Below are 13,306 nucleotides of genomic sequence, written 5' to 3'. Positions count from 1 at the left end.
AGTGAGCACAGTCCGCGACACGCCCCTTCCGCAAGCCGGCAAGGCCGTCGGCATCGAGACGCTCGATATGACCATGCGTTTCGGCAGCTTCACCGCGCTCGACAACGTCTCGATCGCCATTCCGGCCGGGTCTTTTCACGCGCTTCTCGGCGAAAACGGCGCCGGCAAGTCGACACTCGTCAAATGCATCATGGGCTTCTATCACGCAACGTCAGGCTCGTTGTCGGTCGACAGCCGCGAGGTGGCGGTGGCCTCGCCCAAGGATGCCGCGGCCTATGGGCTCGGCATGGTCTACCAGCATTTCACACTGGTTCCTTCTCTGACCGGTGCGGAAAACCTGGTCATCAGTCGTACCGAAGTACCCGCGGTGATCAATTGGGCCAGGGAACGCAGGGATCTGGCGGAGTTCATGGAACGTATGCCGTTCAAGATCCCGCTCGACAGGCCGGTGAGCGAGCTTGCGGCCGGCGAAAAACAGAAGCTCGAAATCGTCAAGCAGCTCTATCTCGGCCGCTCCTTCCTCGTGCTCGACGAGCCGACCTCGGTGCTGACGCCGGCCGAAGCCGATGAGATGCTCGGCATCGTCCGTGGGATGACCGAGCGCGCCGAGCTCACCGTACTGATGATCTCCCACAAGTTCCACGAGGTGACGAAGTTCGCTGATGCCGTCTCGATCCTGCGGCGCGGCAAGCTGGTCGGCACCGGCAAGGTCGGCGAGCTCTCCACCGCCGAGATGGCGGCGATGATGATCGGCGACGTCAAGCTCGCCGAGCTCGACAGCCGTCTGCCGGTGGCGGAAGCGGCCAAATCCGTGCTCACTGTAAGCCAGGTGAAAGCTCCGGATCGCTCCGGCCTGAAGACGATCGAGATCGACGCGCTTACGGTCCGCTCCGGCGAGATCGTCGGCATCGCCGGCATATCGGGGAACGGCCAGAAGGAGCTGACGGAAATTCTGGCCGGCCAGCGCCCGACCGATAGCGGGCAGGTCATGGTCAATGGCGAGACTTACGGCGCCACCCGTGACGAGACCCGCAAGAACAGGGTGCGTTTCATCCCCGAAGAGCCGTTGCAGAATGCCTGTGCGCCCAAGATGACGGTGAGCGAGAACCTTGCGTTCCGCACGTTCGACTTGAAGCTGGACGGCACGGACGCGGTCTGGCTGAACAAGGGCAGCATGAAGAAGCGTGCCTCGGCGCTGATCTCCGACTTTAAGGTCAAGACGGCCTCTTCCTCCTCGCCGATCGCAGCCCTCTCGGGCGGCAACGTGCAGCGGGCGGTGCTCGCCCGAGAACTGACGGGCGATGTCGATCTGCTGATCGTCTCGAACCCCTGTTTCGGCCTCGATTTCTCGGCCGTTGCCGAAATCCGCGCCCGGATCATGAAGGCCCGCAATTTAGGTGCCGCGGTGCTGCTGCTCTCTGAAGACCTCGATGAACTGCTCGAGATGTCCGACCGCATCATGGTCATTTCGGAAGGCAAGCTGGTTTACGAGACACCGGCGCGCTCGGCCGATATCGGCGTGATCGGCGCTCACATGGCGGGACATCACTGATGATGGGGATCAAGGCAGAACCCTTCGCCTTTCCGGTGAAGCACGATGAGCTCGCCCTCATCGTCATCGACATGCAGCGCGATTTCGCCGAGCCCGGCGGCTTCGGTGCAAGCCTCGGCAATGATGTCAGCCGCATCACCAGGATCGTGCCCGATGTCAAACGCCTCATCCAGGGCTTCCGCAATGCCGGCCTGCCTGTGATCCATACGATGGAGTGCCACCGGCCTGATCTCTCCGACCTGCCACCGGCCAAACGCGATCGCGGCAATCCTGCGCTCAGGATCGGCGACGAAGGCCCGATGGGCCGCATCCTGATCTCGGGCGAACCCGGCACGGCAATTCTTCCGGAGCTCGCTCCGGTGAAGGGCGAAGTCGTCATCGAAAAACCCGGCAAGGGCGCCTTCTACGCGACCGACCTCGGCACCGTGTTGCAGCAAAAGGGCATTCGTCAGCTCGTCTTTGCCGGTGTCACCACCGAAGTCTGCGTGCAGACGACGATGCGCGAAGCAAACGACCGCGGCTATGAATGCCTGCTCGCCGAGGAGGCGACGGAAAGCTATTTCCCCGAATTCAAAGCCGCCGCCATCGCCATGATCCGCGCCCAGGGCGCGATCGTCGGCTGGACCGCCCATGTCGACGACATTCTGGAAAGCATTGCCCATGCCTGAAACGACCCGTGAACGCCTGACGTCAGGCGGCTGGAAGGAGTTGGAATTCAGCCCTTTCCGCGATGCTGTCACCATCCACTGGATCCGCCCCTTCGAGGGCGATCAGCCGGGTGTGGCGCTGTTGAAATATGAACCCGGCGCCTCCGTTCCCCGCCATCGCCACGAGGGGCTCGAGACCATCCTGGTGCTCGATGGCGTTCAATCCGACGAGACGGGCGATTACATCAGCGGCAGTTATATCGTCAATGCGCCGGGCAGCGAACACTCGGTCTGGAGCGATACCGGCTGTATGGTGCTCATCCAGTGGGACCGGCCCGTGAAAATACTCGAAGAGGAAATTGCGTGAAGCCGACGCCAGCGGTGGAAGTCTGTCCGACGTCGGGCAAGGACATGAACGTCACAGCAGCATCGAGGCTCCGCGATCGATATAGGTATCCAGGAATTGCTCGAGCCGGGGGTTTCTCGGTCGTTTGAAGACGTCTTGCGGCGGGCCGGTGAACAGCACCTTGCCGTGATCGAGAAAGACGATCTGCTGGCCGACCGTTGCTGCAAATCCGATCTCGTGGGAGACGACGACCATCGTCATACCCTCGGCGGCGAGATCGCGCATGACGTTGAGCACTTCGCCGGTCAGCTCGGGATCGAGTGACGAGGTCGGCTCGTCAAAGAGCATGATCTTCGGGTTGAGGGCAAGTGCCCGGGCGATAGCGACGCGCTGTTGCTGCCCTCCCGAGAGCTGCGACGGATAATGCCCTGCCCTGCCCTCGAGGCCGACCTTGACGAGCTGGGCCATTGCCCGCTCCTCGGCGTCCTTGCGGCTCATCTTGTGAACCGTCTTCAACGCCTCGCTGACATTGCCGAGCGCGGTCATATGCGGCCAGAGATTGAACTGCTGAAAAACCATGCCGATCTGCGATCGAATCTGCCGGTTCACAGCCGCCGGCACCCGCTCACGGACACCCTTGGCGTTTTCCGCAAAGCCAAGCACCTCGCCATTGACGGTAATCGTCCCCTTCGTCGATTCCTCCAGAAACGCCATGCAGCGCAGCAGCGTACTCTTGCCGGATCCGGACGGGCCGATGACGCAGGAAACTTGTCCCTGCTCGATTTCGAGGTCGATGCCGTGCAGCACGGTGGAACCGCCGAACGTTTTGACGAGATTTTTGACTGCGATCGCAGGAACGCTCATATGTTGAAAAACCTGAATCTGGTGAGTTTCGTTTCGGCGAGATGGCCGAGCCAGCCGGTGATTTCGACCAGTACCCAATAAAATAGCGCAAGGACGAAGAGCGCCTCGACGAAAGCATATTGCTGCGAGCCGATGGCACTCAGCGTCGCCGTCAACTCCGGCACGGTGATGATGGATAGCACGGCCGTCTCCTTCATCAGGATGATCGTCATGTTGACCGAAGGCGGTAACACCAGCATGGTCATCTCCGGCAGCAATATGCGCCGGATAATCTGACCTTGTGTCAGGCCAACGCACAGGCCCGCCTCGATATGTCCCTTCGGGACGGCGGCAAAGCCCGAGCGGAATATCTCACTGAAATAGGCCGCGCCGTAGATGGAAAGGCCGACGATGCCGGCCGGGATCGGATCGAGCGACAATCCGACGAAGGGGCCGCCATAGTAAACGAGGAATATCTGAATCAGGAAGGGCGTGCCGCGCAGCACCGCGATGACAAGGCCGAACGCCCTGTCCAGCAGCACGCCGCCAAAACGTCGCGCCACAGCGACAAGGAAACCCAGCACGGCAGCGGCAAGGGTGGTGACGATCCAGATGAGGATGGTGACCCACGCACCGTTGAGGATCTCCGGCAAGTTGCTGAAAATCACATTGGTATCGAAGGTCATCGCGGCACTCCCGGCAGGGAGCGTTCGATCAGGCCGCCCGCAAGCGCAACGATCCAATTGATGACGAGATAGATCAGGCCCGCGGACGCAAAAATCTCAAGCGGCAGGAAGGTGCTGCCGGCAAGGTCCTGAGCCATGCGTGTCAGCTCGACGATTCCGACGACGGAGACGAGCGAAGACGCCTTCAGGATAAGGATCGCTTCGTTGACGAGCGCCGGGAAGGTCAGGCGCAGGGCGATCGGCGCCCTGATCCGGCGGAAGATTTGAATGGGAGTCATGCCGACCATTTCGGCAGATTCGACAAGGCCGACGGGAACGCTGGAAAAACCACCGCGTAGATTTTCAGCCTGGTAGGCAGCAGTACACAAGGAAAGGCCAACGATGGCCGCAACGATGCTCGGCACGTTGATGCCAATCACCGGCAGCAGATTATAGATCAGCAACAGCTGCACCAGCAGCGGTGCACCACGAAAGAAACTGATGAAAATCTGCGCCGGCAGCACGAAAAGCCGTTGCCGTGAAAGCAGCATGGCGGAAACAATGATGGCGATCGCAAAGCCGATCAGAATTGAAACCACGCTGATCGTCACCGTATAGATCGAGGCTTGCAGAAGCAGTTCGAAAAGCTTGATGGACATGGGCGGTGTTTGCCTGGGCGCTGCGGCCGTGAACTCTGATCCCACGGCGGACTGCGCCCCGACCGATGGCGGGGCGCGTTCGTTTCACCGGCGGCTAATCAGAATGCCGGGTCCTTGACAGCGTCCGGCGTATCGAAAGATGCACCGAACCACTTCTTTTGCAGCTCTGCCATACGTCCGTCTGCCTTGATCTTGAGCATCGCGGCATCGATCGCATCCATCAGGGGCGCATGATCGGCATCCTTGAGACCGATGAAGCCGAAATAGGACTTCTTGCCGAATGGCGGCAGGACGACTTCGAAGGTGCCTTTTCGCTGGCTGGCGACGAAGGCGATATTGGGCAGCGAGTTGGCAACGCCGGCAATACGGCCGGCCGCGAGATCAGCGTAGGATTCGGTAAAGGCTGGATATTCGCGCACATCGACTTTGGTCGGCAGCGTGCCGGAGAATTCCTTCAGCTGGTCGAGCTGGGCAGTTGCCTTGCCGACACCGATCGTCTTGCCGGCAATATCTTCCGGCTTGCTGATCGTCGTGTCGCCGGCCTTCTTCAGGATGGCAATGGTCGCTTCGGCGATCGGCGGCGTGAAGCGATAGCGCTCCATGCGCTTCTTGGTGATCGTTGCGGGACCTGCCACGACATCGAACTTGCCGGCCTCAAGCGCCGGGAAAACACCGTCCCAGGGAAGCGCCACCCACTCGATCTTGACGCCAAGTTCCTTGCCGATTTCGGCAAAGAGGTCGACGTTCAAGCCGGTATGTTCACCGGCATCGATATAGTCGAACGGCGCAAAAGCCGTTTCGGTGCCAACCTTGAGGGTGCCGGCTGCCTTGACGGCTGCCAGCGTGTCGGCTGCATGGGCGGAAACGGCTGCTCCGATGAGGAACGCAGCGCCGACCAGACCCTTCAGCAGTGAATTTGCCTTCATGATCATCTCTCCAGTTTTTATTCCCCCGGCGGAGGAGTTTTGGTTCCCGACTTCGATTTCCTCTGCGCGGATTTCTACGCTCCGCTTTTGACTATACAAATAGATATAGGCTGGCCTAGAGTGTCAATGTAAAAGACGAGGAACGCAAAATTTGTGCCGGGTGGCGTCGATCTCGCTGGCATGACCGTTCCGGAATTTATCTTCGTTGACGCCGGATGAGGTGCGAGCTTGGTGTCGATTTATCAGCGTATTTTCACGGATGTCGAGACGAAGATCATCAGCGGCGATTGGCGGCCCGGTGACCGTATTCCCGTCGAGCACGAACTCGCGGCGGAATATCGGTGCTCGCGGATGACCGTCAGCAAGGCGCTGTCGGCGCTCGCCGAGCGCGGCATGATCGTCAGACGGCGCAAGACAGGTTCGTTTGTCGCATCGCCCCAGATCGACCGCACGGTGATGGATATTCAGGATATCAGCACCGAAGCGGAACTGGCCGGGCACGAACACCGCTTTGAAATCCTCGCCCGCAAGGTCGAGCGCCTTGGAGAGGCGGAGGCGCAGCAGCTGTCGGAGCCTGCCGATGCAGAAGTCCTCAGGCTTCAATGCCTGCATATCGTCGATGGCAGACCGAATGCCATCGAGCGGCGGATCATCATGCTCGATGCTGTCCCACGGGCCAGAGACGAGAGCTTTGCTTCAATTCCGCCCGGCAAATGGCTGCTTGACGAGGTTCCCTGGTCCAAGGCCAAACATATCATTCGCGCCGTTTCGGCCGACACCACGACGGCGCGGATCCTGCAGACGGAACGCGGCGAGGCCTGCCTTAGCCTCATCCGCCAGACCTGGCAGAACGGTCGGACGGTGACATATGTCGAGTTTACCCATCCAGGCGACCGGTTCCAGTTCGCCGGGACCTTTCATCCGATGGCAAATTGAGTTGCGCAAATCACGAGAGGCTCCGCAAGTGACCGATGAGCGCTTCAAGACGATCCCGCTGAAGGGCTTGCAAGCCTTCGAGGCCGTGGGGCGCTGCGGCGGCGTGACGGCCGCAGCATTGGAACTCAACGTATCGCCGGGAGCAATCAGCCAGCAGGTTCACAAAATCGAAAGCTTCCTTGGCGTTTCGCTTCTGGAGCGTAGCGGACGAACCGTCGAGCTGACTGCCTGGGGCCGGCTCTACCACCAGGAGATATCGAAGGGATTTGAGCAATTCGCGCTGGCCGGGCAACTGCTGGAAAAGGCGCGTAATGAGACAGCATTGGTCCTCAGCGCGCTTTCCTCCGTCGTCAACAAATGGATCGGCAGGCGCATCTTCGACTGGCAGGCGCTTCATCCCGACGTGCAGGTGAGAATCATCGGACGTGACAAAGAGCCCCGCATCGGCTTCGACGATATCGATTTCCGCGTGAGCTACGGGTCGGACGTGCTGCAGCACGAACATTATACCGAGCTGTTTCGCGATTGGGTCGTTCCGGCCTGCTCGCCGGCGCTGATGCAGGATCGCGCGCATGCGGCTCGCGATCTCTTCGAACAACCCCTCCTCCATGTCGAGTGGGAACGGCACTTCACCCCCTATCCCAGCTGGGCGGAGTTTGCCGCCAAGGCCGGCGTCTCCTTCGATGCGTCGACGCCGGGCCTCTCTTTCACCCTGTCGAGCAGTGCAATTGACGCCGCCGTCAACAAGCGCGGCGTCGTGCTAGCACAAATGTCGATGATATCAGATGAGCTCGAAGCGCAAACGCTCGTCATTCCGGTCGACCTGCGCATTGCACTGCGCGAAAGCTATTTTCTCGCCTGGGATCGGGCGGCGTTGCAGAAGCCCTATGGGCGCGAATTCCGCAACTGGCTCATTGCTATTTCCCGTCAGCAGGCCGTGGCGTCGGCGCCCCAGCCGATACTTTAGAAAAACTAAAACGGAACTCAGCTGCGCGATATTGATGAAAATTTGCGCCTGGCGATAATTTGCGCAGTCGCCTTTCCTTGGCGGCATGGCCGACATAGCAGGAGAGCTCGATGGCGCGAACCGACAAGATGAAACTCGGGACTTTCGTCTATACTTTCGGCTTTCACCCTGCCTCCTGGCTGCATCCGGCAAGCGATGTCAATGGCGCCAACGACTTCGCTCATCTGCTCGATGTCGCCAAACGATCCGAGGCGGCCAAGTTCGATTTCATGTTCATGGCGGATTCTCCCGCCGCCGCCGTCGGCGATCCGAAGGCGTTGGCCCGCATTCCAACCAAGATGAACCGTTTCGAACCGCTGTCGCTGCTTTCGGCGCTGGCGGTCACCACCAACGATCTCGGTCTCGTGGCGACGGTGTCGACCAGTTATTACGAGCCATACAATGTCGCGCGCCTGTTCGCCTCGATCGACCATCTGAGCAACGGCCGCGTCTGCTGGAATGTCGTCACGTCAGACCATGACGAAACCGGCTACAACTTCAATCGCGAGGGGCTCGATCCGCATGGCCTGCGTTACGAACGCGGCAACGAATTCGTCGATGTCGTGTTCGGCCTCTGGGACAGCTTCGAGGAAGGCGCACTGCTGCTCGACCGCGAAAACGGCATCTACTACGACAAAGACAAACACCACACGCTCAATCACAAAGGTAAACACTTCCAGGTTCGCGGACCCCTCAACATCGCGCGAACGCCCCAGGGCCACCCCGTCATCGCCCAGGCGGGCGGTTCGGAACCTGGAATGGACATGGCGGCACGCACGGCCGAGATCGTCTTCAGCCTCGCATCGAATATCGAGCGCAACCGGGCCTTCTACGAAAACGTCAAACGCCGGATGCCGGCCTTTGGGCGCGATCCCGACGACCTGAAAATCATGCCGGGCATCGTGATCAACGTCGGTGAAACTGAAGCCGAGGCAAAGGCGAAGGTGGATTATCTGATCGACAAGATGCATCCGGATGTCGGCCGGCTGATGCTCTCCGAATTCCTCGAAGCGGACCTGCGCGATGTCGCTCTCGACAAGCCCTTCCCCCTGGATCGGCTGCCGGCGGCGCCGAAGGGATCACGCGCCCTGTTCGACGAGCTCGTCGATTTCGTGAAAAGCGGCCACACCGTCGGCGAACTCATCCGGCACTATGCCGAGAAGCATACCGGAAACGGCATGACAGGCACGCCGGACCAGATCGCCGACTTCATGGAGGAATGGTTCGAGACACGTGCGGCCGACGGCTTCATCCTGATGTTTCCGACCCTGCCGTCCAGCCTCGACGACTTCGTGCGGCTTGTCCTGCCCGAGCTTCGGCGCCGCGGACTGTTCCGCGAGGAATACGAGGGCAAGACCTTGCGCGAAAACCTCGGTCTTTCAATGCCTGTCAATCGCTTTGCCAAAACACAAGAGCCAGCCCGATGAGTGTCGAGGCTTTGATCAGCGAAGCGGACTTCAAGCTTTCGATGCGTCATCTGGCAGGTGCCGTCAGCGTGGTTACGGTCGGCGACGGGCAACATCGCACCGGCTTCACGGCAACGTCGGTCTCCTCGCTTTCGGCAGAGCTGCCGTCCGTCATCGTCAGCGTCAACCGCGCGTCTTCCTCATGGCCGGCGCTACAGCGGTACGGCTGCTTCTGTGTCAACGTGCTCGCCGCCGACCAGCAGCAGGTGGCGCAATCCTTTGCCGGTCTTGACGGCCGAAAGGGCGCCGAACGCTACGGCGATGCAGGATGGTATCGTCTCAAGACCGGCGCGGCGGTCCTTGAAAATGCCCTGACGGTCTTGGACTGCAAGCTCGAAACCGCATTCCACTACAATTCCCATGCCGTTTTGGTCGGACATGTCTGCGCGATGGAAATCCGGCAGGGCATAGGGCCGCTGCTTTACTGGCGCGGCGGCTATCATGAACTTCCGGCGGAGGTTGATCAAAACGGTCTAGCGAAGGCGCTCGGACAATAGCCCGATCGAGGCGACATCCGCATTGGCAAAGGCAAGTCTGAGATAACCCTCCTGCCTCTCGCCGAAATAGGCGCCGGGTAGACAAACGATTCCGGATTCCTTCGCGAGTTTTTCGGCAACCTCCGAAGACGATTTATCGGCGTAGGGATGGCGGACAAAGGCGAAATAGGCGCCGATCGCGGCGATCTCCCAATCCGGCAGCCCGGAAAAGACCAGCCTCAACGCCTCCGCCCGACGAGCGATCTCCAACTGGTTGCCGGCTCGCCACTCGGCGAGCGCCGGAATGGCTGATGCAACGGCGATCTGAGCCGAACGCGGCGCGCAGATCTGCATATTGTCCATCACCTTGGCGATCTCGGCGACAAGTTTGGGCCCTGCCGTGATTGCACCCAGTCGATGACCGGGAATGCAGAAGGATTTCGAGAAGCTGTAGAGAAGAACGAGCGTGTTCTCCCAGGCCGGTTCGGAGAGAAGAGAGTGCGGCCGTCCGTAATTCTCGCCAAGAAAATCGCGATAGGTTTCATCGAGGATCAGCCAGGCGCCATATTTCCGGCAAAGCGCAAAAAGCTCGTGAAGCAGACTTGGCGGATACACCGCTCCTGTTGGATTATTGGGTGTCACGACGGCAAGCATCTTCGCGCCGGCCGCAAGTGCAGACTCGGCTGAATTCAGATCGGGAAGAAAGCCGCCGGCAGGGTCGCAATCGACCAATCGACGCCCGATCCCCAGCATCGATAACGTCGTGTCGTGATTGAAATAGAAGGGGTTGGTGAGCGCGACCGTATCGCCGGCTCTCGCCAGCGCAATCGCCGTGCACATGAACGCCTGATTGCAGCCGGCGGTCATGTGGATGTTGCCGGCGGAAATGTCGGCGCCGTAAAGCGCGGCAAGGTGAGCCGCGTAGGTCTTGCGCAATAGAGGTTCGCCCTCGATCGGCCCGTAGCCTGTCATAGCCTGTTGCCCGGCCGCCTCGCCAAGGAGCCGAAGCATCTCCGGATGCGCGGGATAGCCTGGAACGGCCTGCGACAGATCGATGAGCGGCCCCTTTCCCCCTTTGTATTCGCGGCTCCAGGCGACGACGGAAGGAATGGGCGGGGCAGAGAGGCGGGCAACGAGCGAATTGGGTTTTGCAGCGATCATATCTATTTCTCTTTGATACCGATTGCTACAACGATACCAATTGCTTTCTCAACCTCTTTGTCTGACGAGACGGACCTGACGCAGAAACGCGCATGCGCCTGGTGTCGTCCGAAACTGCTCACACTTTTCGGCATCATGCTTTAGCGGGAGATCAAAAGCCTCTCAGGCAACGGCGCCTGGAGCGGTCGCCAGTAACCCGGCGCTCTCAGCTTTCCGGAAACTATCAAGGTCGCCAAGAGGAACCGGTTTGGAAAAGAAGTAGCCTTGGAGGTCGGTGCAGCCGAGGGCGGCCAGAAAGTCGCGTTGATATTCGGTTTCGACCCCTTCCGCCGTCGTCGAGATACCGAGGTTGCGGCTGAGCGCGACGATGGCGCCGATGATGGCCGCCCCGTTGGCTCTTGTGCCGAGCTGCGAGACGAACGATCGATCGATCTTGATGCGGTCGATATCGAAGCGCAGCAGATGGCTGAGACATGAAAAGCCGGTTCCGAAATCATCGAGCGAAATCTGGACACCCTGGCTGCGCAGCGACTTCAGCACCGTATAGACGTCCGAGTTATCCTCGATGAGCGAGGACTCGGTGAGCTCGAGCTCGAGCCGGGACGGCGGCAGGCCAGTCTCCTGCAGCACTGCGAATACTTCCTCGGCAAAATTTGGCCTTCTTAACTGGGCGGGAGACACGTTGACCGCAACAAACGTGTCTTCCGGCCATTTGCAGGCGGCTCTGCAGGCTTCACGCAACACCCAGAAACCGAGAGCGTCGATGAGGCCGCCCTCCTCGGCGACGGGGATGAAGCTGGCAGGCGTCAACAATCCGCGCTGACTGTGACGCCAACGCACGAGAGCCTCTGCACCCGATGCCGAATATCCTGCCTCAGCGCGATGTACCGTTTGGTAATAGACCTCGAGCGATCCGAAGTCGGGCCGGGCCTCAATCGGACCGGATTGTGGACCGTCAGCCGATGAGGTCATGCCTTTGGCCAAAACCTCCCGCAATTCGTTCTTGAGAATGTCGCGCGCATTCCTGCCGCCGTCCATGGAGGGTGAATAGACGCGCCACTGGCCCCTGCCGCCCATCTTGGCTTCGTACAGCGCGACGTCGGCGTAGCGCATGATGTCATCGGCATTCCGCCCGGCGTCTGGCACAACGGTCACGCCAATCGAGCCGCCGACGCGCGCGACCGCCTCGCCCCTCAAAAGCGGGAAGGGCTTACCAAGTTCGGCAACGATCGCGTCGCATATTGCCGGCAACAGGTGATCATGATCTTTGATGTCCCGGAGAAGCAGGGCGAATTCGTCCCCTCCGAGCCGGGCAAGCGTGTCGCCCGGACGAAGCAGGGAGCGGATCCGCTCCGCAGCCATCCTGATGAGTTCATCGCCGGCGGCATGGCCGAACGTGTCGTTCACGGCTTTGAATCGGTCCAGGTCGAGAAGCGCGACTGCCGAGCGCTCGGCTGAATTCTGCGTCTCGGCCAGGCACTCGTCGAACCTGATCGCGAACAAGGCGCGATTGGGAAGGTCGGTCAGCACATCATGCAAGGCAAGCTGTCTTGCATGCAGCTCGCTTTTCTTCAACTCGCCGAGACTGCTTCGCAGGCGCACCAGCAAGACCGAGAACAGGATCGCGATCACCATGGCGGCTATCGAAAGCGCCGGCATCAATCGGCCGATCACCCTCGAACCTGGAAGATCGGGCCGCCAGACGATGAAGCCGATCGGTTCGCCATTTGCCGTGGCGTCGATCTGGAACGCAACCTCGTTTTCGTCTGCATCGGCCGTGCGCGCGAAGCGCGCGCCGTTGAGGCCCTGTTGCCGGCTCAATTCGTCCAGCGCCGCACCATCGATAAACCGCACGACGATCAGGAACTGCCGCATCGTCTGCCGTTGCCGCTCATCAGCTTCGTTGATGGCGACGACGCCGACGATCGTCGGCCGACCTTCCAGCCGCATCAGATTGGCCAACGCAGTGTTGGAGCGCCCTGGGCTTGCAAGGCGGCTTTCCATCGAGGACGGCGTTCTTTCGTTGGAAACCGCGCCTTGTCTTACCCCAAGGCGGGCATCGTGAAGGAGAGGCAAAAAGAGAGGCTTCATCCAGCGATAACGCTTTTCCGTTTGGGCGTCCGCCAGCATCAGCAGTTGCGCCTTCTCGTCGACGACGAAGGCCTGATCGTAGCCGAAGGCGGACATTGCGGTCTGGCTGATCGCGCTCCCGGCGGCCGCTGTCAGAACCGCATCGAGACTGGAGGAACCTCCGCTTGACCGGGCAGCCGGATAAACACGGGTGAGGTAGCCGTTGCCGAACTGGCCGATGACATGCGCGACTTGATCGACCTGTTCCCGCAGGCGGGCATTCACAAGCTGGCGCTGTCGATCAAGGGCGGCAGCGTCGCTCTCGGTTCCCGCCCACAGTGCCGAAAGCACGACCAGTCCGATCGCTCCAAGGCCGCTGACGGCAATCAGAAACAGAATCCTCCCCGAAGCGATCCAGGATTGCTGAAACGTGCTGGAGCTGGAAGGAAGAACGATCTGCAAGCCTAGACCCCTGAACACCACGACACGGGCGCATTGGTCGACGCTAACAAAGAAGCGTTCACGTAGAATTAAAAGCTGCGGCGCACTATGG

13 protein-coding genes are annotated in these 13,306 nt (G+C 60.4%); 7 read left to right on the top strand and 6 right to left on the bottom strand.

The window, feature by feature from the left end; genetic code table 11:
- The first annotated feature begins 1 nt into the window (after window position 1).
- The 3 genes from C3Y91_RS33295 to C3Y91_RS33285 are packed head-to-tail and all read left to right on the top strand — an operon-like array spanning window position 2 to window position 2,566.
- A complete protein-coding gene (locus tag C3Y91_RS33295; RefSeq protein WP_168576306.1) occupies window positions 2–1,552 on the top strand; it encodes an ATP-binding cassette domain-containing protein in 1,551 nt (516 codons plus the stop codon).
- Entirely contained in the window at window positions 1,552–2,220 is a 669-nt protein-coding gene (locus C3Y91_RS33290) for a cysteine hydrolase family protein (protein ID WP_018070733.1), read from the top strand. The genes C3Y91_RS33295 and C3Y91_RS33290 overlap by 1 nt, the downstream gene beginning before the upstream one ends.
- Window positions 2,213–2,566: a cupin domain-containing protein gene (locus tag C3Y91_RS33285; protein WP_018070732.1), complete on the top strand. Its 354-nt coding sequence runs from the start codon at window positions 2,213–2,215 to the stop codon at window positions 2,564–2,566. The genes C3Y91_RS33290 and C3Y91_RS33285 overlap by 8 nt, the downstream gene beginning before the upstream one ends.
- 51 nt (window positions 2,567–2,617) lie before the next feature.
- Here the strand turns inward: C3Y91_RS33285 and C3Y91_RS33280 are convergent, their stop codons facing one another.
- The 4 genes from C3Y91_RS33280 to C3Y91_RS33265 form a co-directional block, all read right to left on the bottom strand.
- Entirely contained in the window at window positions 2,618–3,409 is a 792-nt protein-coding gene (locus C3Y91_RS33280) for an amino acid ABC transporter ATP-binding protein (protein WP_018486125.1), read from the bottom strand.
- A complete protein-coding gene (locus C3Y91_RS33275; RefSeq protein WP_018070730.1) occupies window positions 3,406–4,074 on the bottom strand; it encodes an amino acid ABC transporter permease in 669 nt (222 codons plus the stop codon). The genes C3Y91_RS33280 and C3Y91_RS33275 overlap by 4 nt, the downstream gene beginning before the upstream one ends.
- Window positions 4,071–4,712 carry an amino acid ABC transporter permease gene (locus C3Y91_RS33270; RefSeq protein WP_130657773.1) on the bottom strand — a complete coding sequence of 214 codons (642 nt, stop codon included), beginning with the start codon at window positions 4,710–4,712 and terminating at the stop codon, window positions 4,071–4,073. The genes C3Y91_RS33275 and C3Y91_RS33270 overlap by 4 nt, the downstream gene beginning before the upstream one ends.
- A 98-nt stretch (window positions 4,713–4,810) precedes the next feature.
- Complete coding sequence (locus C3Y91_RS33265; protein ID WP_024320254.1) at window positions 4,811–5,638, bottom strand: transporter substrate-binding domain-containing protein; 828 nt, start codon at window positions 5,636–5,638, stop codon at window positions 4,811–4,813.
- A gap of 228 nt (window positions 5,639–5,866) precedes the next feature.
- Here C3Y91_RS33265 and hutC point away from each other — a divergent pair, with 228 nt between their 5' ends.
- The 4 genes from hutC to C3Y91_RS33245 all read left to right on the top strand — a co-directional run bounded on the left by hutC (window position 5,867) and on the right by C3Y91_RS33245 (window position 9,543).
- Window positions 5,867–6,574: a histidine utilization transcriptional repressor HutC gene (hutC, locus tag C3Y91_RS33260; protein WP_130693419.1), complete on the top strand. Its 708-nt coding sequence runs from the start codon at window positions 5,867–5,869 to the stop codon at window positions 6,572–6,574.
- Window positions 6,575–6,602: 28 nt separating this feature from the next.
- Entirely contained in the window at window positions 6,603–7,541 is a 939-nt protein-coding gene (locus tag C3Y91_RS33255) for a LysR family transcriptional regulator (protein WP_130662932.1), read from the top strand.
- A gap of 110 nt (window positions 7,542–7,651) precedes the next feature.
- A complete protein-coding gene (locus C3Y91_RS33250; RefSeq protein WP_168576305.1) occupies window positions 7,652–9,007 on the top strand; it encodes an LLM class flavin-dependent oxidoreductase in 1,356 nt (451 codons plus the stop codon).
- The gene (locus C3Y91_RS33245) at window positions 9,004–9,543 is read left to right on the top strand and encodes a flavin reductase family protein (RefSeq protein WP_130769966.1); all 540 of its coding nucleotides are present in this window, start codon (window positions 9,004–9,006) and stop codon (window positions 9,541–9,543) included. Before C3Y91_RS33250 ends, C3Y91_RS33245 begins: the two co-directional genes overlap by 4 nt.
- Here C3Y91_RS33245 and C3Y91_RS33240 read toward each other — a convergent pair.
- Together C3Y91_RS33240 and C3Y91_RS33235 are read right to left on the bottom strand one after the other, a co-directional pair.
- A complete protein-coding gene (locus C3Y91_RS33240) occupies window positions 9,520–10,683 on the bottom strand; it encodes an aminotransferase (protein ID WP_075223747.1) in 1,164 nt (387 codons plus the stop codon). The two genes, C3Y91_RS33245 and C3Y91_RS33240, sit on opposite strands and share 24 nt — an antisense overlap.
- Before the next feature lie 162 nt (window positions 10,684–10,845).
- Window positions 10,846–13,236: a putative bifunctional diguanylate cyclase/phosphodiesterase gene (locus C3Y91_RS33235; RefSeq protein WP_130657776.1), complete on the bottom strand. Its 2,391-nt coding sequence runs from the start codon at window positions 13,234–13,236 to the stop codon at window positions 10,846–10,848.
- Window positions 13,237–13,306: the final 70 nt, after the last annotated feature.

The sequence above is a fragment of the Rhizobium ruizarguesonis genome, assembly GCF_012349115.1.
In the GTDB taxonomy this organism is placed as follows: domain Bacteria; phylum Pseudomonadota; class Alphaproteobacteria; order Rhizobiales; family Rhizobiaceae; genus Rhizobium; species Rhizobium ruizarguesonis.
The sequence above is the reverse complement of the archived record's forward strand: the minus strand, read 5'-3'. Positions and strand labels throughout refer to the sequence as shown.